The sequence below is a fragment of the Novimethylophilus kurashikiensis genome (assembly GCF_003112435.1).
Lineage (GTDB): Bacteria > Pseudomonadota > Gammaproteobacteria > Burkholderiales > Methylophilaceae > Novimethylophilus > Novimethylophilus kurashikiensis.
On record NZ_BDOQ01000003.1, the window covers coordinates 344,907 to 365,715 of the forward strand.

Here is a 20,809-nt window from a genome sequence, read left to right on the forward strand (position 1 = left end):
GACTGTCATGTACGAACAGGTTTCTCATTCGCTGCTCAACGAGATGTTGCAATCGATCAAGCCCGGTGTGCGCAGCGTCGATCTGCAGCACTTCTACACCCGCTTGGGCGCCAATTTCTTCGCCATCTATTCGCTGTTCCACGTGCTCTACGGCGAGCGCGACGACTTCAAGGAACAGATGCGGCGTCTGGTCGAGACCATGGTGCGTCAGTACGTCCAGCGCCCGGCCGAACTCAAGACGCTGGACCTGGAGCGAGAAAAAGACCATACCTGGTTCCTGCATCAAAAATGGGTGGGCATGGCGCTGTATTGCCGTGAGTTCGGCGGCGACCTGGCAGGTTTGCAGTCGCATCTCAATTTCTTGCAGGACCTGGGCGTCAATATGCTGCACATCATGCCTATCCTCGACTGCCCCAAGGGCCGCAGCGACGGCGGCTATGCAGTACGCGACTTCCGCAACATCGATACGCGCATCGGTAGCTTGGACGACCTGGATGAGCTCATTGCCAACCTGCGCAAGCGCGGCATCCTGCTGACACTGGATGTGGTGGTGAACCATACCTCGGACGAGCACGAATGGGCGGTAAAGGCGCGTCAGGGCGAGCAGACCTATCAGGATTACTACTACGTGTTCGACACCCGCGAAACGCCCGATATGTTCGAGGAATCCATGCCCGAGGTGTTCCCGGAAACTGCGCCCGGCAACTTCACCTGGAACGAGGAAATGGGCAAATGGGTGATGACGGTGTTCCACAACTACCAGTGGGATCTCAACTACCGCAATCCGGCGGTATTCATCGAGATGCTGGACATCATCCTGTTCTGGGCCAACCGCGGCGCGGATATCCTGCGTCTCGACGCAGTAGCTTTCCTCTGGAAGGAAATCGGCACCACTTGCCAGAACGAACGCAAGGCGCACCTCATCCTGCAACTGATGAAAGACTGCTGCCAGGTCACGGCCCCGGGTGTGCTGTTCATCGCCGAAGCGATCGTAGCGCCGGTGGAGATCATCAAGTACTTCGGCGAGGACGCGATCAACGCCAAGGAATGCGAGATCGCCTACAACGCCACGTTCATGGCGTTGCTGTGGGAAGCCGTGGCGACCAAGAAGACCACGCTGCTCGCCCGCGGCCTGCGCAGCATCCCCAACAAGCTGGAGCGCGCCACCTGGCTCAACTACGTACGCTGCCACGACGACATCGGCTGGGGTTTCAGCGATATCGACATTCAGCAGGCCGGCTACGACCCCCGGCAGCACCGCCAATTTTTGGTGGACTATTTCACCGGAGCATTTGAAGGTTCTAACGCCATCGGCCTGGCCTTTGCCCGCAACGAGAAAACCGGCGACGCCCGCATTTCCGGCTCGACTGCCTCGCTCACAGGTCTGGAATACGCCCTCGCCAACAACCTGCCGGACGAGGTGGAATCCAGCATCAAGACCATCCTGCTGCTGCACAGCATGATCCTGGCCTTCGGCGGCATCCCGCTGCTGTACTACGGCGACGCCATCGGCACGCCGAACGACCGCTCCTACATGGAGGACGAGCACAAGTTCAACGACAACCGCTGGATACATCGTCCACGCATGGATTGGGACAAGGCCGAACGCCGCAACATGCCGGGAACGGTGGAATACCAAGTCTTCACGGCATTGAAGAAGATGATTGCCGTCAGGAAAGAGATCAAGGCCTTCGCCGACCTCGACAACCGCACCCTGATCGACGTGGATAACCCGCATCTCTTCGTATTCTCGCGCTTCGACTACCCCAGCAGCCAGTCAAAGGTATTAGTTGTCGGCAATTTCGCGCTCACACCGCAGCCGCTGGCGCTCGAGCCTTTACGCAAAATGGGATTCTTCACGCTCGAAAGCGTCAAAGACTTATATTCCGGCGAGCAATTCTCCACGCGGCAAGACAACTTGCTCATTCCCGCGCAGACCTTCTACTGGCTGGAAACCTGATTGGGGTACGCCATGGACTTGCACAAATATCTCAGTGGCCTACCTTTCCTCCACAACAAGGAGTGGCTGCAATTGCTAGAAACCAGCATCCGTATCGTGCTCATCCTGGTTGTTGCGCGCATCTTGCTGAGCATCAGCGCGCGTGCCATCGGGATCATGCAGCATCATCTTGAGCACCGTGCGGGGAACGACGCCGAGACTATCAAGCGTATCGAGACACTGGGCCAGGTATTCGGCTATATCGCCACCGTGACCATCGGCGTCATCGCCGGGATGGAGGTCATGCACCAGTTGGGGATTTCCATTGCGCCGGTGCTGGCCACTGCGGGGGTGGTCGGCGTCGCAGTGGGTTTCGGCGCGCAAAGCCTGATCAAGGATTACTTCAACGGCTTTTTCCTGCTGCTGGAAAACCAGGTGCGGCAGGGGGACGTCATCGAGGCGGCGGGCAAGGGAGGGTTGGTCGAGGAAGTCACGTTGCGCCATATCAAGATGCGCGACTACGACGGCAACGTGCACACCATCCCCAACAGCGTCATCACCACCGTGACCAATTTCAGCCGCGGCTTTGCCTATTCCGTGATCGACATCGGACTGGCCTATGCCGAGGACGTCGACCTCGCCATGGAGGTGATGCGTGAAGTAGGTACCGAACTGCGCAAGGACCCGCACCTCGGCCCCAAGATCATCGACGATATGGAAATGGCTGGCGTGGACAAACTGGACACCGCAAATGTCGTTCTACGCTGCCGCTTCAAGGTGTTACCGCTGGAGCAATGGGATATCCGCCGTGAGTACTTGCTACGCTTCAAGAAGGCTTACGACCTCAGAAAAGCAGAAGTTGCTGCAGAAAAATCGGCTGAAGAAAAAGCTGCCTGATCCAGACTTCAGTGAGCACCGCCAGCATCGACGGGTTGCGCGGAACGCACCGGCCGCGCCAACCAGACAATCCCCACCAGCAGCACGCAGATCATGGCCGAGACGTAAAAGATATCGTCAGCCGAACGCATGAACGCCTGCTGGTTGATCATCTGGTTGAGTTGTGCCGTCGCTTGGCCCGCCGTCAGGCCGGATTGCTGGAGCTGATCGAGCACCTGCGTGCTTTCCGGGGAAAACGGCGTGATATGTTCAATAAGCTGGGCATGATGCAGGCTGGCACGGTTATCCCATACCGTGGTGGAGATCGACGTGCCGAACGCCCCAGCCGTAATACGCATGAAGTTCGACAGCCCCGAGGCTGCGGGAATCTGGTGATGGTCCATGCCCGAGAGCGTCATGCTCACCAGCGGAATGAAGAAAAACGCCATCGACACCCCTTGCAGCAAGGTCGGAATCAGCAAGGTCTCGACGTCGCTCTGCGGGGTAAAGCGCGAGCGCATCCAGAACACCACGGCGAACACCAGGAATGCTACCGTCGTGAGCAAGCGCGGATCGTACTTGTTGACGTTCTTGCCCACCCACGGCGAGAACAACAAGGCCAGCAGGCCGACCGGCGCCGTCACCAGTCCCGCCCAAGTCGCCGTGTAGCCCATGTATTGCTGCAGCCACAACGGCAGCAGCACCACGTTGCCGAAGAATACGCCGTAGCCGAGCGCCAGGCCGATGACACCCACCGTGAAATTGCGTCGCGCAAACAGTTTCAGGTCGACCACCGGATGATCTTCCGTCAACTCCCAGATGAGGAACACGACGAAGCTCACCAGCGCGGTCGCCGTCAGCCCCAAGATCAACGGCGACTCGAACCAGTCCAGTTCCTTGCCTTTGTCGAGCGCGATCTGCAAGGTGCCGACCCAGACCACCAGCAAGGCCAACCCTACCTTGTCTACCGGCAATTTGCGTTTGGGCGTCTCGCGCCGATGATAAATTGCCCAGGTCACCCAGGCCGCCCCGATGCCTACCGGGATATTGATATAGAAGATCCACGGCCAGGAAAAATTGTCCGTGATGTAGCCACCCAGCAACGGCCCCATGATAGGCGCGACCAGCGTTGTCAACGACCACATGGCGAGCGCCGTCCCGCTCTTGTGTTGGGGATAGCTCGACAATAGCAGCGATTGCGACAGCGGGATCATCGGCCCTGCCACTGCGCCCTGGATCACGCGGAACAGAATGAGCATCTCGATGGAAGGCGCCAATCCGCACAGCAGCGAGGCGAACACGAACAGCAGGATGGAGGTCACGAAGAGTCTGACCGCACCGAATCGCAGGGTGAGCCAGCCGGTCAGCGGGATTGAAATCGCGTTCGCCACCGCGAACGAGGTAATCACCCAGGTGGCTTGATTCGGCGCCACACCCAGGTTGCCTGCAATCGCCGGGAGCGAGACGTTGGCAATGGAGGTGTCCAGCACGTTCATGAAGGTCGCCAACGACAAGGCAACCGTTCCCAGCGCCAGGCAACCGCCGGCCAATGGTGCAGGGGCCTTGCGTTGGGGAACAGCAGTGGATTCGCTATCGAGCAAGTCCTCGACGGCGAGACCTTCCTGCGCTGATTTAGATTCGGCTGAGGCCATGCTTTTTCTGCGGGACAGTCTTCACTTGAGCGCCGCGTTTGGCCGTATCGACCTTGCCGTTGTTATTGGCCGCGATGATGCGATTGACCAAGGCGTCGGCTGCTTCTGCCTGTACATCCAGCTGAGTCGTCGATTGCACTGGCGATGTACGCACGGCGTTGGCGAGCAAGGGGCCGCTGGCGTCGCGGATCTCGACTTCGGCTTCCATGGATAGACCGACGCGCAAGGGGTTCTGTTTCAGCTGTGCAGGATCGAGTGCGATACGCACCGGCACGCGCTGCACCACCTTGATCCAATTGCCAGTGGCGTTCTGGGCAGGCAGCAGCGAGAACGCCGCTCCGGTGCCGGCACCCAGCCCTACCACACGGCCACGGTATTCCACCTTACCGCCGTAAATATCCGCATGCAGTACGACCGGCTGGCCGATGCGCATGTTGCGCAGCTGGTTTTCCTTGAAGTTGGCATCGACCCACACGTCGCCGAGCGGAATCACCGTCATGAGCGGTACCCCCGGCTGGATACGCTGTCCTACCTGTACGCCGCGCTTGGCGACTTGGCCCGCGATAGGCGCGACGATGTCGCAGCGGACTCGGGCCAGATACGCCTCGCGCACCCGTGCTGCCGCTTGCTGCACGCCGGGATGGTTCTCGACTGTCGTACCCTCGGTCAACGCACGACTGGAGGAAAGTTGCTCCTGTGCACCTGCCAGATTCGACCGTGCCGCAGCTAATTCATTGACGGCATTGGTCACGGCTGTTTGAGCATGCTGGAGTTCCTCGCGCGATACTGCGCCGGTTGCCACCAGTTTTTCACGCCGCGCCAAGTCTTCGCGGGTCTTGTCCAAGTCAGCCTGTGCACTGGCGATCTGCGACTTACGTTCGGCCATGACAGCGCTCAAGGCTTCGTTATTGGCAAACAGGGTCCGCGCCTGCCGTACCGCCTGCCCAAGCTGCGCCTCGGCCTGGCCCAGGGCGACATCAGCATCCGTAGGATCTAGTCGTACCATGACCTTGCCGGCTGGGACGAAATCCGTGTCCTCGGCATTGATGGCGACCACCGTGCCGCTGATTTGCGACGTGATCTGCACAATGTTTCCCGCCACGTAGGCGTTGTCTGTTGATTCGTAGTTACGCGACTCTAGGTACCACCACGCGAACCACGCCAAGCCGACGACGGCGACGACGATGCCGACGATGGTCAGCAGGCGGCGTCGCAGGCCGTTACCGTTGGAGGGTGTCTGTTCTTGTGCTTCACTCATGGCGTTCGCTCGTACTGGCTTGGTTGAAGGGAGGATGGTCGTAACCGCCGCCCAGGCTCTTGACCAGGGCGATACTGAGGTCGGTGAGCCTGGCGTTCAAATCGGCATTTCTGGCACGTTCCCGCACCACGGCGTCCGATGCCGTGAGCACAGTGAGATAGTTGGATATTCCGGCTTCGTACCGCTGCATAGCGAGTTGGTATGCCGATTCGGCAGCTGTTAACGCTTGTCGCTGCGACTCGATTTGCTTGCGCACGGACTGCACCGAGGTTACTTGGTCTGCCACGTCGTGCACGGCTTCGATCAAGGTCTGGTTGTAACTGGCAACCGCCAGATCGTAATCGACGTTCTTGCCCTTGAGATTGGCACGCAGCCGTCCCGCATCGAATATCGGCAAGTGCACGGCGGGTCCGACGCCAGCTAGCGTACTGCCTAGTTCGACGAATTTAGACAGGCCGAACGACGATAATCCGACAAAGGCCGATAGGCTGATGTTGGGATAGAACTCTGCCTTGGCCGAGGCGATATCGGCTTCCGCAGCATCCACACGCAATCGCGCGGCTGCCAAATCAGGCCGCCTACCGATGAGGTCTGCCGGGATCGCGGTTGGCTCGGCCTGGATTTCGCGTTGTGTCAGCAAAGGCTTGAGCGATTTCAATGTGTCGGCGTCTTGTGCGGTCAAGGCTGCCAACGCGTTGCGGGCCAATCCGATTTTTTCATCCAGCGTTTCGACCTGCTCACGCGCCGCCGCCACCTGGCTTTCACCCTGGCGCAACTCCAAGTTGGTATCGAGGCCGTTTTCCACGCGCTGGCGAATCAAGGAGAACTCCTGCTCGCGCTGTTTCAGCGCCTGCTGGGCCAGAACCTGTTGGGCCAAACCGTTAGAGAGCTGGTTGTAGGCACGTGCAACAGCGGTTGTCAGCAGCAACTTGGCTGCGGCTTGTTCCGCCTTCGCAGCTTCGACTTGCGATAACGCCGATTGCAAGGCACTGCGATTGCGCCCCCAGAAATCCAGATCCCAGGCGGCGTTAATCGATCCGTCGGCAATTGTCTGCCATGAGCCGCCATAGGGGGGCGGATAGAAGGCATTCTCCGACAAACGCTGGCGGCTTACGTTGACGTTACCCGTGACTTGGGGCTTCAGCACTGACTCTGCGGCACTGGCATAGGCCGTTGCCTTATCCACGCGTTTGGCGGCCTGGATCAGGCTCGGGTTCTCTTGCAACGCCAACTGCATCAGGTGATCCAGTTGAGGATCGTTCCAGGCGCGCCACCAATCCTCACTGGGCCATTGCGCAAACTGTCCGGCTTTGGCACCTAACGGCGCAGGATCACGCAACACCTGATCGTGCTGGATCCCGGCCGGGCTGACACACCCCGCCAAGGAGGCGAGCATCAGCCAACCCAATAGCCTAGCGGGTTGGGCGCCGTCACTCACCCTTGGCGCCCTCCTCATTGGCCGTGAGCTTGCGCAATAAGCGTTTAAGCTCGGTGAATTCTGCCTGGCTGAAATCGCGCAAGTGGAGATTGAGCGACTCTGCCGTGACATAAGGGATACGCCCAGCCAGCGTCTTGCCGGTTTCGGTCAATACGAGATTGATGATGCGGCGATCGTCTGCGCTACGTTGACGCTCCAGCAAACCTTTGGCTTCCAGACGATCCAGCATGCGAGTTGTTGTGCTGGTGTCTACGCCAAGACATCGGGAAAGCTCGGCCGCCGTCTGGGCTTTGCACTGATCCAGAAGCAGCAGCGGAATCCATTGCTGTGCAGTGAGATCAAGCTCCACCATGCGGGCATCGATGGTGCGATGCATCGCTAGCTGGGCTTGGCGAATGAGGTAGCCGATAGATTCTTCCATGACGTAATGGGAACCGTCGTAGAAGGCAACCTGATCTGCTTTAGGTGTGTTGGATGTCGTCATAGATAAATATTACTGCACATGCAGCAATTGCGTCTACAACAAATTAACAAGGGAACAGGCCGGAAGTTTATCGGCCTGGGGATGAGGGGGGAGGATTATGAAGGAAAAGCTTAAACGCGGCCGCGCCAGGCGCCGGTTTCCGAGCCCCGCGACTCGAGCAACGCCTTGTATCGCCTTAGATCGCCCTCCACTCGCCGCGACACCATGCCGAGCGCATCACCTATGTTTTCGACAAAGCCCTGCGGATCGTAGTCAAGATGCAGCATGACCCGGGTTTTATCGGTTCCGGCACTTTCGAAGCTAACCATGCCGTCATTGGTCGCACCGGAAGTGCTATGCCAAGCGATGCGGCGATCGGGCACCTGCTCGGTGATTTCGGCGTCCCATTCCGTCTCCTTGCCGGCAATATCGGCACGCCAGTGCAAATGGGTATTATCGAGTTGACGGACCTCCGTAATGCCTTCCATGAAGGCCGGAAAATCCTCGAATTGGGTCCATTGGTTGTAAGCCACCTGAACCGGAACATTCACTTCGATGGTTTTATCGACGGTAGACATCATGCCCTCCTGTTCGTTAAACGGTGTAAGACCGAAATGAACAAAACGCGCCGGAGCGCGTGATACCAACATTACATACTTCGCAGCGAAACTCTGTTCGGTAACTGACCCTGGTACTAAAACAGTATGTGATGGCGAACAGTGGAAACCGATGTTTTGATGCATGGTCAGGCTGAACCTACCCGTGCTTAAAGACGTCATGAACCAGCCTGAGGAATTGCCCGTCATCCCCGAGGGATTAGTCTATGTGCATGACGACATGCCCGGTATCACGCGCAAGAAACGCGGCAAGGCCTTCGTTTATCTCCTCCCGGACGGAAGTCGCATCACTGACGAGGCCGAATTGGCCCGTATCCGCAAGCTCGCCATTCCCCCCGCCTATGGGGAGGTGTGGATTTGCCCAGTCGAGAACGGTCATCTCCAGGCGACGGCGCGGGATGCCCGGGGACGCAAGCAGTACGTCTACCATCCAGACTGGCGGCAACATCGCGACGAAACCAAGTTCGACCGTATGCTGGAATTCGGCCATGCGCTGCCGGAGATACGAACGCGGATCAAGCAGGACCTGGATGCCTCTACAGGCAGCCAGGTCACGCGGCAAATTGTCATTGCCACTGTTGTCTCGCTATTGGATAGAACCTTGATCCGAATTGGCAACGATGAATATGCGCGGTCGAACGGCACCTATGGATTGACGACCTTGAGAAAGCGGCATGTCAAGTTGGAAGGCAGCCGTCTGCGCCTCCATTTCAAAGGCAAGAGCGGCGTCGTGCATGAAGTATCGCTGCAAGATCGGCGAATTGCTCGCATCCTGAAAAAATGCCAAACATTGCCGGGGCAGGAATTGTTCAAATACCTGGACGACGATGGCACGCTGCACAGCATCGGCTCGCGCGAGGTCAACGAATACCTGCGGGAAGCCAGCGGCGGCGAGTTCACCGCGAAGGATTTCAGGACCTGGCACGCCAGTGTGCAAGCCCTGGAGTTATGGCAGCAATCCCGCACGGCCGGAGACATCTCGACCGAGACCGTTAAAAAACTCTTGAGCGAAGTGGCGAAAAGCCTGGGCAACACCGTTGCGGTCTGCCGCAAATCCTACATTCACCCTCGCGTCTTAGCGTTCATCACTGGAGAGCATATGAGTGCAGCGGATCTGTCATTGAATAGCATAGAACAGGTACCCGGACTGACCAGCGGAGAGCAAGCTTTTTTGGCAGTGCTGGGCGCGCTCGAGTGTTCTGATTCCGTTTAGGCCTTGCGGCCATCGTTATGCCATATCCCGCTTAAAAGCGGCTTGTCGGACATACATTTCTCGCTCCCCACAGTAAAACATCACTACGGGCAGCACATGGAGCAGGCTTTATCTCATGTGCTCATCCGCATTCATCCACCATTGCCATGAAAGGAACCAGTGATGACTAGCGAGAAAAAGCACAATGACCTGGAATCGATGACGAGAGAGGAGTTGTACGAAAAAGCCAAGGAAATGGATATTCCAGGCAAATCCTCAATGAGCAAGGACGAGCTACTCAATGCATTGAAAGGATCGGAATCGCGTTCGGGTAGTTCGCACGGCAAGGACGACAGAGCCTCTTCCGGCAGCCGCAGCAACCAGTCCACCAACCAAAGCAGCAGACCAGGCTCCGGCAATAAGACACAACAAAACAAGGGCTCATCTCATCACCGCTGATCAGCGATCTATTACCGAGTATCGCTTAGTAATAGAAACTCTTAGGGCGGAGCTTTTGCTTCGATGGCTATCGATCTCCGCCCGCTCATCCCCATCATCAGCAATAAAAAAGCGGCCCGAAGGCCGCTTGGAAAGAGGAGGAGATATGCATAAGAAATCGACGTTCATTAGACGCCTCGATTGTTACAAAAATATGACCCTGACGAGTGCAAACGAGACCTATGGCACCGTCTAACTCAATTGAAACACCTCGCTTTTGAATACATCCAGACATGCTTGAACAACATTCTGATCCAGTTGCACCGGGCTTAGCCTCTGCACTTCCGCAAACGCCGCATCCAGCCCTAAGGCTGGGCGATAGGGCCGGTGAGAAAACATCGATTCGACAATATCAGCAACCGCGATAATCCTCGCCTCGAGAATTATTTCATTCCCTAGTAGTCCACGGGGATAGCCCGAACCGTCCAACCGCTCGTGATGCTGCCACACGGCTTCTGCTACAGGCCACGGATAGTCAATTTGTTTGAGGATGTTATAGCCGACCGTCGGATGCTCCTTTACCAGACGTTTTTCGATATCGCTTAAGGGACCTGGTTTGACGAGGATTTCCGCAGGCACCTGGATTTTTCCTATATCGTGCACGGTCGCAGCAAGCCGCAATCCACGTATTCTTTCCTCATCAAGCCCCATGGCTTTGGCAATGGCGACAGATAACGCCGAGACTCTTTTCTCATGCCCCGCAGTATAGGGATCACGTATCTCGACGGTATAGGCAAGCAGCTCGACGGAGTTTTCCAACAGCGTTACGACTTCCTGTGCGCGCTGCTGGTTTTCGATCAAGGCTTGTTCGTATGCAGCCCGCGTCCGTAATGATTCCACGCCATACCCGAGGTCGGCGCTCAATTGGCCGAGAAGTTTGAGCTCAGCATCGCCGAAAGCATCGGGAAACTCCGAATACACCATGAGCGCCGCGACGATTTCTCCCGAGGAAAGGGTAATGGGCAACGCAAAAGAGGATTGAAGATTATGTTTTTTAGCGCGCTCGACCCACGGCAAAAACTGAGGGCTGAGCAGCATATTGTTGTTGAATTGAATCTCCCCGGTACGGATCGCACGTCCCGAGGGCCCATTGCCCTCCGACGAAGTGCCCCAGGAAACCACGATGCCATCCAGATATGCCGTAGCCGATCCAGCACTAGCGAATACCTCGATCGATTTCTGCTCATCCAGCCGCGGAATTCCCACCCAGGCTAACGGGAACCCCTCCGCAGAAGTAATCGACTCACAGACTCCTTTATACAGGCTCCATTCATCCTGCGCGTGAACTAAAACGCTGTTGCTTCGACTGATGACATTCAACGTCCAGTTTAACCGCTGGACCTGATGAAGAAGCGTATCGTTGGCACTACCGGGATTTTCCATAGTTACAAAGAATTCGTAATTTGGAAGCGATAATACCTTAATAGGGGAATGGCAATGCAGCAGGCCCTAGATGGGTAAAATTTGCTGCAGCAAAATGATTTACCCGCGCCTTTACCCGGATGTCAAAAAAACCGTTCTGGAATATATAGACAATAAAAAAGCCCGATAACCCTTGATATTGCTGGATTTTCGGACTTTTTTGGACTACTTAGGACTTAAAACTGGTGCGCTGACCGGCATAGAAAAATGCTCCAGAAGCGTTACCGATATTAGATAAATAATTATAAATATTATTTTGTATACGGATTTGTATACGCTTCTTAACCCATCACCCTCAAGACCTAAGACTCAATTTTGGCAGCAAAATACAACATTACCAAAATAATGGATGTGATCCACCATGGCAGCTTGCTCACTAGCATGAGTAAATTGACTGCAATTTGAAATATGCCTCGCGTAATGGGAAATACCGTGCTCATAATTGTCCCGTGAACTCCCTCATAAATGGTTGAATAAATTTTCCATTTGGCCAATCCCCAACTGCATAAAATCGGAATCGCCCCAAATGCACCGGTTGAAGTTGCCCAACTTTGGCTGGTTGTCCCCCACGAGTTTCTAGGCGCAATTGTTTTAATCGCCCAAATACTCTTGCCAGACGCCCAGCAAAATCGGCATCGGGGCAAATATAATCAATACGAGACCAGCGGTTCTCCTGCTTGATGACCGAAATGTAAGCTCCAATGACAGCCTCATAGCGTTTATCTGTCTTTATCTCGCGTTCCAACTCAATAGCTACGGCATTCCCCTCTGGATCAATGGCCTCGGCGTCTGGCAATTTCGGTAGCCCCTGTCCCATTAGGGCACGGGCTGGTTTCCACTCGCGCCATCCTGCTTCTTCAGCATCACCTCTAGCCAATTGGATAGCAATTTGATGTGGAACAAACAACGCGTTAGTTTTGCTCGGTTCCCATGGATTGCGCGGCAATGGGGTTTCATCCAGGCCCCAGGCATAAGCTAAACCTTGAGCGGTGATCCCGTGCAGAATGACTCGGCTAGTGCCACGTCGAGAGGGAATATGCAAAGGAGCTGAAGTAATAAGGCCATCCCGAACCATAGCTTTTAAGGCCGCATGCGCAGCGGGATAACCTACTCCCAGCAGTCTGGCAATGACCTCAGTGACCGTCCAAATTTCATCGCGCAGTAATCGCAAGATTTTTGCACGCTTCTCTTCAGCACGTGCTTTTCGCTGAACAGGGTTCTCAATCAGATGAGTAATTCGGGCGGCAACTGCTGCAGATTGCTGGTTTGGTATAGCGAATGCTTCTTGATTTTTCATCTGCATCATCTACTCGTCTAAGTCAAAAATGCATTCGTTACGCAATCGTTGCGATTTATTGACCATGCCTGATGTTACTGATGATGGCGTAGTGCTTGAGCCATTATCGGGGAGGTTGATATCAGATGAAATCGCAGACGTGGCAGTAATGGCTTCATTGCATTTCTTAACGCGATAGGGACTGACGTAGCAAAGCTCGGCCAGCCCTTGGCCATATAGCACGCCCCATCCAGAAGGAAGGCTTGTGATTTTGTTGGTATCAATGAGGAAATGTTCGGCCTGTCGAATTGTTCGACCGCCATCACCAGTTTCTGCAAGCGCGAAATTTCTTTCCAGTTGGCGGGCTTCATCATCGATCAGGATGATTCCGCTTTTCTCGGCCAGCCAGCGCGCCGTAACAGGGTCCTCAATACGGTAGATTAGCTTGCAGGGGGTATTTTCAATGATGGCGCCGACCACCATATCCGGATCCATATCGTCAGGGCAATCACGTAGATCCAGAAAACTTTGAAAGGCCAGCACCACGCGCATGCCCTTATCGCGAGATGCTCCCAGACCCTGTAGCACCGGCCGGCTGATGTGGTATTTCGCCTCATCAGCAATCACGCAGACAGTGCGCAATTCCCCTGCCATGCGGTCCCGTGCGCTGGCGATCTGCTGCACACGCACAAAGATCATTTGCTGTACGCGACGAACCGATTGCAATGTCATCGAGCCAACCACATAGAGCCCGCCGCCTTCTTCAATCAGTGTAGCCAAAGACAAGTCACCAGCTTTGGCATTGACAGCCTCGACGCCAGCAATTTCACGCAACTTTCCCAAAAAACCCGGCGAGTCCTCTACCCAGAACGCATCTGCTGCCATTTCATGATACAGCTCGCTAATCGTTAAGCTGCGTTCCGCTGCAAGCTTTGCCGCCACAGCGGCAGCATTCCGGTCCTTGGCCTTAAAAAAATCCGATGCTTTACCTTTGTCACTCAAATCAAACGTAGCGATAAACAATTCTTCAATCTCCCACGCTTTAGCACCGGCGAGGAGATTGAATTGCGGAGGTGATTCCGGCAGCAGTCTGAGATAGTGATAAGGTCTGCCTGTGTGGAAGCAGGCGGAAAATAATGCGTGTGCCCCCCACTCATCGTCCTTGGGATCAAGATAGACGACGGCTTCCCCTTTTGCGATAGTCTGTGCCGCTAGGTCTTGCAGTTTTCTTCCTTTACCGCTGCCAGAAGTGCCAGCGATTGCCAGATGTGGCAATCTGTCTCTCCAATAAATTGGAGCCCCTGTCACAGACAACCCCATAAAAAATCCATCATGAATGTGATACTGTCGGGGATCATATTCTTCCCTAGGTTGGGGCAAGAGAGATGCCACATAACGGACATCAGTGCGTCCCTCACGCGCAAGCTGAGAAGGTCGAGTGAGCCATAATTTAAGCTTGTCCAGCATTTGAATACCCCTGCGATACCAGCACCAAACCAAAGCAAATCCAGTAAGCAGCAAAACTAGCCAAAGCTGGCCGTCTAGGCGAGGGGCCTCAGGTAGCAGCATCCAGGTAAAAATCCCGACAATGCCACTCACGGAGAGATAGGTCATGATCTCGGAACGTATCTGCTTCTCAGCATGAAAAGCGGTTATTGCCCCAACGCTAAAAAAACCTGTCAGCGCACCACACCACGGCATGAGCAAATCTTCCATCCTGACAAGCAACTGATGACCCAGCATTACTCGCCTCGTTTTACCGGGAAAAGCAAGCGTTGCATTAACTCGATGCGTTGCTCCGCTTCATCTAACTGCCTGCGCGGTGTTACCAGATGGATGTACATCACGTAGTGAGCAAAAAAAATTTGTTTTGGAAGCCATAGGACAATATTGGACATGCTTGGACCTTGGTAGACAATAAATTATAAATAAAACAATCACTTAAATAACTATAATACGTGAAATAGATGAGCTTTCAAGAGTTTTACCAACCTCCCCGAAAAAACTAAGTAGTGCGGCAGGCAAGGGGCTCACTTGCGTAAAGCCTAGGGCGAGCAGCAAGTACTCCGCTTTGAAAAATTCTGCTCAAGCAGAATGGCAGTAAGCATGGGGGGTGCCGAAGCGATGAGCCGGCAGGCTGCGAAGCAGCCGTCGCCGAGTGAAAGCCTGCCCCAAGGCAGGCGCTCGCGCACGGGGGGCGGAGCCCACCCCCGCCGAAGCTGCGAAGCGGCGCTCGGCTCCCTGCTTTGAAGCCGTGACGATAGTAACGGTCGGGAAACAAGACGCGATTGCGTCAAAGTTTCCCGAGGTCGTCCGTTCAGGACGATGGTGGCGGCAGCCGACACAAGCCAAGTGACAACGTCCGCCGGCGCAGCCCTGCAAAGCAGGGAGCCGAGCGCCGAAGAGCGCGGCAAGGCGGGGGCAAAGATTAAGGCCAGCTGATCCCTAGATCAGCAATCAGCTCGCAGCAAAGCCTTAAGGCGTCTTGCGTCGCGAGGAGCGGAGCGTTGATGGTGGACTTGGCACGAAGAGAAATCATCGTGAGATGTTTTCGTTAAAGTGCCTCGTGAGACTGCAGTTTCGAGAACTATTAACGAAGGCAAATCGACGTAGGAAGCTAAGACTTATGTTGAGCCTAAGAAAACTAAGGCTGATACAACCATATTATGGAGCACAACCACATCAAAATTTAATCGCTTAGTTTGAGGGGGTCAACTTGCTAACCTTGTTTTCGTGGTTGAAATGCCTGACAAAAATCAGCTTTCAAATGTTTACGACAAAAGGAGCAAAAATGACCAACATAAAATTTACGCAGCTTGAATATATAGCCGGCAATGAAGAGTGGTTGAGGTTGATCCACGTCATGAAAATGACAGGGGAAAAAAAGTCCTCACTTTACGTCAAGATTAAGGACAATCTTTACCCTGCGCCCATCAAACCTGGTGGAAATTCATCTGCATGGCCACGCAGTGAAATTGAGATCGTCATGGCAGCGTGGGCTTCTGGCAAGTGCAAAGAGGAAATACGTGCTCTTGTTCTTCAGCTAGAGGAAAATCGCAAACTTGCTTTCGATAAGGTGAGCCGTAAATTTGGATTAGATCTTCCGGCAAAGGAGATCAATGAATGAGCGAGTTATCTGATTTTTGGCAAGCCCCTCTTCCATTGCCAGATGGTTTACCCATTGTTGATCCTTTCGATTTTTTACTCCTCCCAGAACCTCTGCAAAACTGGGCCGAGGACATATGTCATAGGATGCAATGCCCAGCAGATTTTGTTGGCGTTACCATAATGACTGCCTTAGGTGCTGTTATTGGCCGCAAATTAGCGGTTCGACCACAACAACTTACAAATTGGTCGGAATTCGGCAATCAATGGGCTTTATTAATTGGGCGCCCAGGGGTGATGAAAAGTCCAGCGATGGAGGCTGCTCTCGTTCCATTGAGGAAATTACAGGCTATTGCTTTTGAACAATTTCAAAGGGATGAGAAAGAGTATTTTAGGCAGCAAAAAATCCATAAATTCAAATCTGATGCTCACGAAAAAAATGCAAAAATAGCATTGAAAAATAACCCTGATGTCGATGTTTCAGAATATTTTCCCGATGAGCCTGCGGCACCAATTCTGAAGCGCTATATAGTCAATGACTCAACCTTAGCAGCACTTGGAGAAATTCTGGTTCAGAATCCACAAGGAGTTCTCGTTTATCGCGACGAGATGTATTCACTATTGAAACTCTTGGAGCGTCCAGAGAATGCTGATGATCGCAGTTTCTATTTAAGTGCTTGGGCTAGCAAAACACCCCATGCAATAGACCGAATCAGTCGCGGTCATTCTTGGATTCCTGCACTCTGCCTATCTTTATTAGGGAGCTGCCAGCCAGGAAGAGTTTCAGAGTTTGTCCAAACGTCCATCAATAAAGGTGGTGATGATGGTCTGATCCAGCGATTTGGATTATTAGTTTGGCCGGACAATCATAAGACATGGCACAACATTGATAAAGCGCCTAATTTTGAAGCTGCAGAAAATGCATGCCAAGTTTTCGAAATGCTCGCTTCTCTTGATGTGAAAGCGGTAGGAGCGGTTATTGATGAAAATAGCTCTGAAGAATTGCCATACTTGCGCTTCTGCCCTGATGCATCTGAACTTTTTATAGAGTGGCGCACTGATTTTGAACAAAGATTGAAAAAAGGCGATTTGCATGAAGCCGTGGAAGCCCACCTTTCCAAATATAGAAAACTTGTACCGAGTCTTGCACTGGTTATTCATCTAGCCGAGAAAGGACAAGGACCAATTTCAGAATCCGCTGTTAGGAAATCAATCAAATGGGCAGCTTATCTCGAATCTCATGCGAATCGATTTTATGCCAGTGCATTTAATCATGAGGCAGAAGCAGCAAAAGAAATTATTCGTCGAATACGTACTGGAGATCTTCAAGACCACTTCTCAAGTTGGCATGTCTGGCGACCCAAATGGGCAAAGCTCACCAACTCTGAAACAGTGAAGTCTGCATTAAACCTTCTCGTTGATTTAGGGTGGTTAAATTTTGTTCAGGAAAACACTGGGGGACGTCCGCGAGTTACTTATTTAGCTAATCCGGCCATTTTTTTGTGAAAGACAAAGACATTAACTGTAAGAACTGCAATAAGGCCTTTTTGCAGTTCTTACAGTTAGCTTTATGACATAGTTGAAGAGGACTGCTCAGTTTCAAAAGCACAGGCAGTTAGTGCACGTTTAAACCCGCACGGGTAACCAAATCTAATACCTTCCCGCCAGGAACAAGGCTGATAGAGGCATGCCGGTGTGCTAACGCGATTGGTACGACGGCATTCTCGTATAAGTCAAATTCAAAGTATCGAATCAAAGCGAACGCCCTTGCAAGGGCATCACCATAATTTGTTGTATCCACTTTCTTCTTAGAAAAATCAGCTGGATTAAGCTTATTAGGGAACGGATAAGGAACACCAACAGTAAAAATACGTCCAGACTCTGTTTTTAAAATGAAATCTTGTCCATAGTAAGTCTCATGCCCAAAATTTAAATTAAGCATTTCATTCCCTCGAATGAATTCGGCCCGATAATCATCATCAACGGGGCGATACATTCCCGGCTGCACAAAACGATTTATTGCCCTGGCGTGTTCCATAACTTGGCCATCCTTTTGCAAACCAACAATTACAGGTGGAGTCAATCCACGTCGGATGAGCTCAGTTGACACCCGATGATAAAACGCCATTAAGGGAGCATGAATTTTTGCCGGCTGTCCGAAAATTGCCAGTGGGCCATCAACAATGAATCCCATGTTTGACAATCCAACCGGATCCACATCCAGGAGGGTTCTTACACAACTTGCCACTAACAAGTGCTCCGTGACATTCATGAATCTGGTCATGGCAGAAGCATTGTCACCAAAATCGCTCAACTGCTCATGCAGGCGAAGCTTGTCGGTTAAATAAACCTCTTCGTTACAGGCCGGGCAAGAAAGCACTGAATTAACGGCATTGAATAAAAATGAGCTTGGGTGAGCTTCACCGCATGAGGGGCATTTATCTATATCGATTCGCCCACCACTTATATGCAACAACGTATCTGCAAGTGAATATGCTCCATCCGCTTTAAAGTTGGTACGGCCATCCTTATATTGCTCATATACCGCTTTACGGAAACCGTCCCTGACCGTTTTAGCCCCTTTGTATCGAATGTTGCTGCCCGGAAGCGTAAACGCAATCCCGTTAGCATTTCGATGCAGTTTCGCAGCCTTAAAGGGGTCCACATACCTTGTTCCGGGCTGCGTCAGAGCATCAAACTCCTTCAGGTCCACCAGCACGAGGCTAACTTTCACATACCCTAGCTGCGTACTCGGAAACTTGTCTGTCAGAGGTTCTGAATAGGGGCTTGCATCGGAAGCTACGACCTTTTGAGGCAGCTTGTCTGACTCAGGAGCAGGAATAAATGCCTTTGCGATTTCCTGACCATCGGCTTCGCTGGGTTCCCGCATATAGTCACAATTTTGCAAAAAGCTCTCGACGTCGGGATTTTTAACCAAATCCATATGGCCACTTTTGCTTCCCCGTTCTCGGTTATACGGCATCAGATGCCCCCAGATTTTGCAGCAGCAATATTTTGTAGTTCAACTTTCAGTTGATCTGGGGTAAACCGATTAATCTGAGTTGGCACAACAAATGGTGAAGACAGTGTTTTGATGCGAGCGAAGCCGACATCCTGGGCTGTTTTAAGGGAGTCCTGAAAGTCTGCAAAGTCGTAGAACTTGCCCAAAGCCCTCAACTCATCGTCATTGTTCAGATGAGTTACGAACCAGTTTTCAGTATTCGCCAGAATATTCGGGTGTATAGAAGATGGCTCTTGTGTAGCGTAAACAAATGCAATTTTTGCCTTTGCTCCTTCCTTGGCAATTCTCGGCCAAGTGGCAGTTAGTTCTTCCTTCTTGCCGATAAGGTTGTGTGCCTCTTCTACGTAAATCACCATGTTCTGAGGAACCTTGCCCTCATTCATCTCCTTAAATGAGCGCTCGAATATCTGGCGTGCAATCCTCTCGGAGAGCACCGACCTAACCTCAACGGGACCAGCGGAAAGGTCAAGGATTACAATTTTCCCGGCCAAAAGATGCTGGATCACTTCCGAAGTGACATCAGCGGCACGTCTGCTTGAATGGTATGGCCTGTATTTTACGATTGCTCGGTAGCCACCGAAGGCTTGGCTTTTACTGTTTTCCCTGGCCAAAATATTCAGGAAAGATTCAAGGTTTGGATCGACCCAAGGATTACCCGCAGTACTGGATTTCAACCCGAGAATTGGTTGTCCAGCAGCTTTTTGAGCATCTCTTAGTTTAAGGTTATATGCGCGAATTGTTTCAAACCATGCACTAGCCTCTGATAGCGCCACTTTATCAGAAGCAGGTATAACAACCTGTTCGGGAGGTGTTTGGCTTGAAGCGTAGTCCGATATTTGCTTAACAAGATTTTTTGACAGTGGAACCTTTACCGTAAAACCGCTAGGTGCTTGGTAGCCCGCGCGATAAAGAATGCACTGAAACACAGCCTGAAGCACTTCCCATCGTGTATGTTCACTGTGATCAGAAATATTGGGTTCTTCCAAGGTGGACGTCATAAAATTGTCCAGATCCTGACCGGAGAACGGAGATGTGTCTGCTCTGAACAAAGCCTGAATCAAGTTCAATCCTTGCTCAGTCTCAACATAGAAATTGGTACGTAAATCTTCAAAGCCAGGAGTCTCAATGGCTCGATAACGAATGCATTCGGTGCCAAAAACATCAGCGATGGAACTACCATCATCCTGATGGTTGGCATTGGCGTATTCACCATTGATATCAAAAATTATCTGGCCTACTTTAATACCATCTCGCTTGGCGGCCATGGTTACTGCCGCCACAGTGGTTTTTACCGTGTTTGACTTACCTGTCCGAGTCATCCCCAGCACGGCTGTTCTGCGAGCAAGAAAATCGGAGGGCTGAATGCGTACCGGAACTTTTGGCTCACTAGCGCCTCGATGCAAACGCGCGGTTGAGGTATACCGGACCGTTCCTATCTCGATGGGTGTCGGCAGCCCGCTAAATCCAGATTTCTTAGCCTCTTCGATGCTCTTGGCCAAAACTTCCTGGTTGATATGGTTGACGATGCTTGCAAGGGCATTGCCTCGTGGTTTGAATACTCGCAACCTGGTAGAGCTCATGTAGTTCTCAATATCGCTCCCCAGCTTCAAATGCCCATCATCAAGGTAGAAGGTGCCTAATACTCGGCATTTGAGGCCACCGTATTGAAGCTCCGCATGCGTTAATGGGTCGAGCCCATCATGGACGTCTTCGCCAAAGAGCTCATCAGCTGTGCGGCGTTGACTATGCTCTATGCGGGTTCTTAGCATATCCACGTCTTGAGGCAGGTTCGCCGGCCCAAGCACACGCAATAAGACAACCTCCTTATCAAACTCCAATGCATTTCCAAATTTGGCAGGGTCAAAGGAGGCAGCAATCAGAAAGCTATTATGAGGAATCCCTGCCACCCGCTCTTTCCATGCGTCGTTTGTCAGGACCATAGCTTCTTTGAAACCCATCGAATAAACATATCCGATATGGTTGACTGCAGGATCAGTCAGTAAAGCAGCCAGCTGATTTGTATCCACCAGGATTTGATTAAGAAGATCCAT

The 20,809-nt window shown here is 52.7% G+C and carries 16 protein-coding genes; 6 read left to right on the plus strand and 10 right to left on the minus strand.

The window, feature by feature from the left end; genetic code table 11:
* The first annotated feature begins 7 nt into the window (after window positions 1-7).
* A complete protein-coding gene (locus NMK_RS05195) occupies window positions 8-1,960 on the plus strand; it encodes an amylosucrase (RefSeq protein ID WP_109014693.1) in 1,953 nt (650 codons plus the stop codon).
* Between the two features lie 12 nt (window positions 1,961-1,972).
* Entirely contained in the window at window positions 1,973-2,836 is an 864-nt protein-coding gene (locus NMK_RS05200) for a mechanosensitive ion channel family protein (RefSeq protein WP_109015072.1), read from the plus strand.
* Window positions 2,837-2,844: 8 nt separating this feature from the next.
* On the opposite strand, the gene NMK_RS05205 is transcribed toward NMK_RS05200, so the two are convergent.
* From NMK_RS05205 to NMK_RS05225, 5 genes are all read right to left on the minus strand, one after another.
* On the minus strand, window positions 2,845-4,467 hold the full coding sequence (locus tag NMK_RS05205) for a DHA2 family efflux MFS transporter permease subunit (RefSeq protein WP_109014694.1): 1,623 nt from the start codon (window positions 4,465-4,467) through the stop codon (window positions 2,845-2,847).
* Complete coding sequence (locus tag NMK_RS05210) at window positions 4,448-5,725, minus strand: HlyD family secretion protein (RefSeq protein ID WP_109014695.1); 1,278 nt, start codon at window positions 5,723-5,725, stop codon at window positions 4,448-4,450. The genes NMK_RS05205 and NMK_RS05210 overlap by 20 nt, the downstream gene beginning before the upstream one ends.
* Window positions 5,718-7,163: an efflux transporter outer membrane subunit gene (locus NMK_RS05215; protein WP_227871373.1), complete on the minus strand. Its 1,446-nt coding sequence runs from the start codon at window positions 7,161-7,163 to the stop codon at window positions 5,718-5,720. The genes NMK_RS05210 and NMK_RS05215 overlap by 8 nt, the downstream gene beginning before the upstream one ends.
* Window positions 7,156-7,647, minus strand: a complete 492-nt coding sequence (locus NMK_RS05220; RefSeq protein ID WP_109014697.1) for a MarR family winged helix-turn-helix transcriptional regulator — start codon at window positions 7,645-7,647, stop codon at window positions 7,156-7,158. The genes NMK_RS05215 and NMK_RS05220 overlap by 8 nt, the downstream gene beginning before the upstream one ends.
* A 110-nt stretch (window positions 7,648-7,757) precedes the next feature.
* Complete coding sequence (locus tag NMK_RS05225) at window positions 7,758-8,276, minus strand: SRPBCC family protein (protein ID WP_227871374.1); 519 nt, start codon at window positions 8,274-8,276, stop codon at window positions 7,758-7,760.
* 91 nt (window positions 8,277-8,367) lie between these two features.
* Between NMK_RS05225 and NMK_RS05230 the strand changes: the two genes are divergently transcribed.
* Window positions 8,368-9,456, plus strand: coding sequence for a DNA topoisomerase IB (locus NMK_RS05230; protein ID WP_227871375.1), 1,089 nt, complete (start codon window positions 8,368-8,370; stop codon window positions 9,454-9,456).
* A gap of 162 nt (window positions 9,457-9,618) precedes the next feature.
* Window positions 9,619-9,894: a Rho termination factor N-terminal domain-containing protein gene (locus tag NMK_RS05235; RefSeq protein ID WP_109014699.1), complete on the plus strand. Its 276-nt coding sequence runs from the start codon at window positions 9,619-9,621 to the stop codon at window positions 9,892-9,894.
* Window positions 9,895-10,125: 231 nt separating this feature from the next.
* Here NMK_RS05235 and NMK_RS05240 read toward each other — a convergent pair whose 3' ends face one another.
* The 3 genes from NMK_RS05240 to NMK_RS05250 form a co-directional block, all read right to left on the minus strand.
* Window positions 10,126-11,316 (minus strand): HD domain-containing phosphohydrolase, encoded by a 1,191-nt coding sequence (locus NMK_RS05240; protein WP_109014700.1) that lies wholly within the window; start codon window positions 11,314-11,316, stop codon window positions 10,126-10,128.
* A 475-nt stretch (window positions 11,317-11,791) separates the two neighbouring features.
* Window positions 11,792-12,661: a winged helix-turn-helix domain-containing protein gene (locus NMK_RS05245; RefSeq protein ID WP_109014701.1), complete on the minus strand. Its 870-nt coding sequence runs from the start codon at window positions 12,659-12,661 to the stop codon at window positions 11,792-11,794.
* A complete protein-coding gene (locus tag NMK_RS05250; RefSeq protein ID WP_109014702.1) occupies window positions 12,662-14,374 on the minus strand; it encodes a type IV secretory system conjugative DNA transfer family protein in 1,713 nt (570 codons plus the stop codon). It lies immediately after the preceding gene.
* 1,048 nt (window positions 14,375-15,422) lie between these two features.
* Here NMK_RS05250 and NMK_RS05255 point away from each other — a divergent pair.
* Window positions 15,423-15,758, plus strand: coding sequence for a helix-turn-helix transcriptional regulator (locus tag NMK_RS05255; protein WP_181376173.1), 336 nt, complete (start codon window positions 15,423-15,425; stop codon window positions 15,756-15,758).
* The gene (locus NMK_RS05260; RefSeq protein ID WP_109014704.1) at window positions 15,755-17,242 is read left to right on the plus strand and encodes a YfjI family protein; all 1,488 of its coding nucleotides are present in this window, start codon (window positions 15,755-15,757) and stop codon (window positions 17,240-17,242) included. The genes NMK_RS05255 and NMK_RS05260 overlap by 4 nt, the downstream gene beginning before the upstream one ends.
* Before the next feature lie 109 nt (window positions 17,243-17,351).
* Here NMK_RS05260 and NMK_RS05265 read toward each other — a convergent pair whose 3' ends face one another.
* Both NMK_RS05265 and NMK_RS05270 read right to left on the minus strand, forming a co-directional pair.
* Complete coding sequence (locus NMK_RS05265; protein ID WP_109014705.1) at window positions 17,352-18,719, minus strand: hypothetical protein; 1,368 nt, start codon at window positions 18,717-18,719, stop codon at window positions 17,352-17,354.
* Window positions 18,719-20,809 (minus strand): ATP-binding protein, encoded by a 2,091-nt coding sequence (locus tag NMK_RS05270; protein ID WP_109014706.1) that lies wholly within the window; start codon window positions 20,807-20,809, stop codon window positions 18,719-18,721. Before NMK_RS05270 ends, NMK_RS05265 begins: the two co-directional genes overlap by 1 nt.

What these genes read in the sequence shown, in the direction of transcription:
- NMK_RS05195 (WP_109014693.1), top strand. Translation starts at nt 8, where the DNA reads ATGTACGAACAGGTTTCTCATTCGCTGCTCAACGAGATGTTGCAATCG.
- NMK_RS05200 (WP_109015072.1), top strand. Translation starts at nt 1,973, where the DNA reads ATGGACTTGCACAAATATCTCAGTGGCCTACCTTTCCTCCACAACAAG.
- NMK_RS05205 (WP_109014694.1), bottom strand. Translation starts at nt 4,467, where the DNA reads ATGGCCTCAGCCGAATCTAAATCAGCGCAGGAAGGTCTCGCCGTCGAG.
- NMK_RS05210 (WP_109014695.1), bottom strand. Translation starts at nt 5,725, where the DNA reads ATGAGTGAAGCACAAGAACAGACACCCTCCAACGGTAACGGCCTGCGA.
- NMK_RS05220 (WP_109014697.1), bottom strand. Translation starts at nt 7,647, where the DNA reads ATGACGACATCCAACACACCTAAAGCAGATCAGGTTGCCTTCTACGAC.
- NMK_RS05225 (WP_227871374.1), bottom strand. Translation starts at nt 8,276, where the DNA reads ATGTTGGTATCACGCGCTCCGGCGCGTTTTGTTCATTTCGGTCTTACA.
- NMK_RS05230 (WP_227871375.1), top strand. Translation starts at nt 8,368, where the DNA reads ATGGTCAGGCTGAACCTACCCGTGCTTAAAGACGTCATGAACCAGCCT.
- NMK_RS05235 (WP_109014699.1), top strand. Translation starts at nt 9,619, where the DNA reads ATGACTAGCGAGAAAAAGCACAATGACCTGGAATCGATGACGAGAGAG.
- NMK_RS05240 (WP_109014700.1), bottom strand. Translation starts at nt 11,316, where the DNA reads ATGGAAAATCCCGGTAGTGCCAACGATACGCTTCTTCATCAGGTCCAG.
- NMK_RS05245 (WP_109014701.1), bottom strand. Translation starts at nt 12,661, where the DNA reads ATGATGCAGATGAAAAATCAAGAAGCATTCGCTATACCAAACCAGCAA.
- NMK_RS05250 (WP_109014702.1), bottom strand. Translation starts at nt 14,374, where the DNA reads ATGCTGGGTCATCAGTTGCTTGTCAGGATGGAAGATTTGCTCATGCCG.
- NMK_RS05255 (WP_181376173.1), top strand. Translation starts at nt 15,423, where the DNA reads ATGACCAACATAAAATTTACGCAGCTTGAATATATAGCCGGCAATGAA.
- NMK_RS05260 (WP_109014704.1), top strand. Translation starts at nt 15,755, where the DNA reads ATGAGCGAGTTATCTGATTTTTGGCAAGCCCCTCTTCCATTGCCAGAT.
- NMK_RS05265 (WP_109014705.1), bottom strand. Translation starts at nt 18,719, where the DNA reads ATGCCGTATAACCGAGAACGGGGAAGCAAAAGTGGCCATATGGATTTG.
- NMK_RS05270 (WP_109014706.1), bottom strand. Translation starts at nt 20,809, where the DNA reads ATGGATCTTCTTAATCAAATCCTGGTGGATACAAATCAGCTGGCTGCT.